Here is a 3,563-nt window from a genome sequence, read left to right on the forward strand (position 1 = left end):
TGCAGAGGTACTGATAACTGATAACTGATAACTGATAACTGATAACTGAAATGACTATTCCATCCATACCTTTGTTCATAGCACTTAGTCTCCATATCCCAGCTCAAAACGCTATAGTTATTGATGTCCAACCAAAAAACTTAAAAACGTGGTACTTGAAGTACTAGTAATGGTATTATCACTTGTTTTGTTGGTTTAATCATTCCACCATCACTTACGGTTCTTAAAATTGCTTGGGGTTATAAGAAATGAAGTAGCCGATAGTTGACTATTCCAATGAATTTTCCCTTCTGCCTTCTTCCTTCTTAAATAACCTTTAACTATTGTAAAATTTATTAAGATCAACAAAATTTCAAATGAACAAAAAATTCTTATATTTCGTCAGCATAGGAATATCAGCCTTCTGGATATTTAGAGGTGAATCTGTAGCGTTTAATGATGAAGATACGCAACTAATGGCATTATCAGATTTTACCAGTTTTTCTAACCAAATCCTAGCTCAAGTTCCAGATGCTCCATCTTCTGATTCACAATCACAATCGACTATTCCATCAGCAGAATTTCCAGAAAAGTCCAATACAGTTGCTAACTTGATCCAATCTACCGATCCAGAAGAAAGAGAAAAAGTTTTACAGCAAAACTTAGGAAATGAAGAAGATAGTACAATTCAACCTTCCGAAACAATATCTGTTCCCACAGGTAGAGACCCATTTTCTGTTGTTCCTGAAATACCAGTACCAGAGTTATCGCCAGAAGAATCTTCCGTAGCCCAATTGCCAGAAATACAAGGCCAACAATTACCAGGTCTACCTACTCTTCCTGAAACTACAGCACCCACTACTTGGCGACAAAATGTTAGAAGAATAGTGCCTAGCGATGATAGTCTAATTGTTGCTCAACAAAGACGAAGAAGACCATTACCTAATACCTCGCCATTTGAACAAAATACAAACCCATTTGTAGAACATGGTTGTTAATTTTATCGCAAACATAGTATTATTTTGCTGAATTTTTGCTACCCTTGACAATATTAGGCTTTTCAGAACAAGCAATGCGTAAATTTTTACTAATATTAGGAGCAGGGTTATTATCGGTTTGGATCAGTGGATGTGAATCTCTACCATTTTTTAACAGAGGAAACAGTTCTACTGCCAATACACCAGAAGCTTCTCCTACTCCCATAGACCCTCCTGAAGCTCCTTCTCCAATTATCGCTGTTGACGAACCTTTTCCATCTCCAGATGTTCCCCAAAAGTCAGATACAGCACAAGATTTAATTAGGTCTACAGACCCGAATGAAAGAACAAAATCCCTCCAACAAGAAGTTCAAACTCAAACACCTACTTCTATTTCAAGCATTCCAGATACCAGAGACCCCTTCTCAAATTTACCAGCTATTCCAGTACCAAGTCGGAGATCTAATCAAACAGGAGATTCTGTATCTACCCAACTTCCTGAATTAGATAGTCAACAAGTACCAAATATTCCAACTCTACCAGAAACTAAATCCCCTTCCTCTTGGAGACAACCAGAGTCAATTGCAACCAGAAGAAATCAGGGGGCAGACTCAAATCAAGTTGGTCAACAACAAAATTCAAGTTCAGCTCAGTCTTCCTCTCCATCAAGGCAAGCACCTAATAGTAGGCCACAGAAAAATACAAACAGACAAGCAGCATCAGGAAACAATACTCAGTCAGGAAAAAATAATAATACAACTGTTGCTACTCATCCCCCAGGTACTACACAAAAATCACAATCTCAAGAGCCACCACCTCCACCAAAACCTCCAGAGTTGCCGAATTCATCTACTCAACAAGTACCATTTATACCAGAACTGCCAAGAGAGTCAACCCCCCCTCCTCAGTGGCGAGGGCCAGGTTTTCCACCGCCACCACCACCGCCACCACCACCACCGCCACCACCACCACCGCCACCGGATACTAGTATCGCTGACGGTATAGAAGTTAGTGGAGTTGTGCAAGTGGGACATCAAAAGCAAATCATTGTCAAGGTTCCTACAGAACCTACAAGTAGATATGTGAAAATTGGACAGCGGCTAGCTAATGGGAAGGTATTAGTAAAGCGGGTGGAGTTTAAGAAAGGAGCCGATCCAGTTGTCGTGTTTGAGCAAAGTGGTGTAGAAGTTCAAAAAGAGGTAGGAAGCCAAGCAAAAATTGAGGAGTAATAAAAAGTAAATTGTCCTAATTTTTTATACTCTATCTACTTACTTGGCTCTGTCAATATTAAAAGACCTCATAATTTACAATGCAGTTGTATACTGTTTTATTCGGAAGTTTTTTGAAAAAGCTCGATCAATTAAAAGTATGAAAAATTGTAGAAAATTTCCAATAAAATAAAAAGTAAAAAGTTTAAATTCAATAAAAATGATGTATCTATCTAAAGAACTTCTAAAGACTGAATAAAAAAGCTTGTATATATAATCTGATGTGAAGTAAAACAGTAATAAGCAAAGTATCTCAAGATACTCTGGAGTAAAATTAGAATCAATTTCCACAGTTCTATGCAACTGTATATAATGGAATCAAGAAATAATAGAAACTCTTTAAATTAATAAATAGGGCTTGATATAGGCCATGCTGCTATCAATAAAACAATTAAAAATAGCAATCTTAACAGGTTCCTGCCTGGGATACACAATTTTGATGTGGTATCCTCAGTCCTTAATGGCACAAGAAGAAACAGAAGCACCTTTTTGTGAAGGTAACCCTCCTACTGGCAGAGTGAAATGCAATTATTCCAATGGAGATAATTATGCTGGAGATTTTGTCAATGGAAGACCAGAAGGAAGTGGCGTATATGTCTATTTGAATCGTAATCGCTACGAAGGACAGTTTCGGAATGGTCTATTTAATGGACAGGGTACTTTTATATTCTCTGATGATTCCAGAGTTACAGGAGTATTCCAAAATGGACAGATTAGGTCAGGTACAATTATTTTCGCTAATGGCGATCGCTTTGTTGGTGAATTTAATTTAGTGGAGAATCTCTCTAGTAATGTGATTAGTAGTCAGCCTACTGGTCAAGGTCAATTTATTTATGCCAATGGCGATCGTTATGAGGGAGATTTTTTTGCTGGTTCTCCTTTTGGCCCAGGAGTGTTTACTCGCGCCGATGGTATACGGTGTCAAGGAGATTTTTATAATTCAGAACTAGATGGCAAAGGAAGTTGTACATATCCTAATGGAATTCGTTATGAAGGAGAATTAAGAGGAGGAATACCTCATGGTGTTGGGATTATTATAGATGCTGAAGGAAAGAGATTTCCAGGAGTATTCCGTAATGGTCAAAGACAAGAAGAAGCACAGTAGTAAGTATTACTACATAGATTGTATAGATGAAAAATTCCATATTTTAGAATTAGGATGGGGATGAAGGAAGATTGACCTAATCCCCGCACTTAAAAGCGCGGGGATTCTCAATTGTTGCTACAATTAGGGGCTAAAGTCACATCTGGTAGCTTTTTTAGTTTTGATTTCTCAGATCGGAAATCTGGTAGCGAGAGTCAAAACTCGCCTACAGACCTTGACTAGGCTTAGAACTAA

3 protein-coding genes are annotated in these 3,563 nt (G+C 38.0%); all 3 read left to right on the forward strand.

Annotated elements, in window-relative coordinates; genetic code table 11:
* Positions 1-356 precede the first annotated feature (356 nt).
* The 3 genes from AC3DU7_RS28695 to AC3DU7_RS28705 all read left to right on the forward strand — a co-directional run bounded on the left by AC3DU7_RS28695 (position 357) and on the right by AC3DU7_RS28705 (position 3,329).
* Positions 357-977, forward strand: coding sequence for a hypothetical protein (locus tag AC3DU7_RS28695; RefSeq protein WP_488042664.1), 621 nt, complete (start codon positions 357-359; stop codon positions 975-977).
* A 35-nt stretch (positions 978-1,012) separates the two neighbouring features.
* Positions 1,013-2,185 (forward strand): hypothetical protein, encoded by a 1,173-nt coding sequence (locus AC3DU7_RS28700; protein WP_488042665.1) that lies wholly within the window; start codon positions 1,013-1,015, stop codon positions 2,183-2,185.
* Between the two features lie 409 nt (positions 2,186-2,594).
* A complete protein-coding gene (locus AC3DU7_RS28705) occupies positions 2,595-3,329 on the forward strand; it encodes an MORN repeat-containing protein (protein WP_488042666.1) in 735 nt (244 codons plus the stop codon).
* Positions 3,330-3,563: the final 234 nt, after the last annotated feature.

It is taken from the genome of Okeania sp., assembly GCF_983059655.1.

Excerpts from the sequence above, each read along its gene's own strand:
- AC3DU7_RS28705 (WP_488042666.1), top strand. The coding sequence starts at position 2,595 with ATGCTGCTATCAATAAAACAATTAAAAATAGCAATCTTAACAGGTTCC.
- AC3DU7_RS28695 (WP_488042664.1), top strand. The coding sequence starts at position 357 with ATGAACAAAAAATTCTTATATTTCGTCAGCATAGGAATATCAGCCTTC.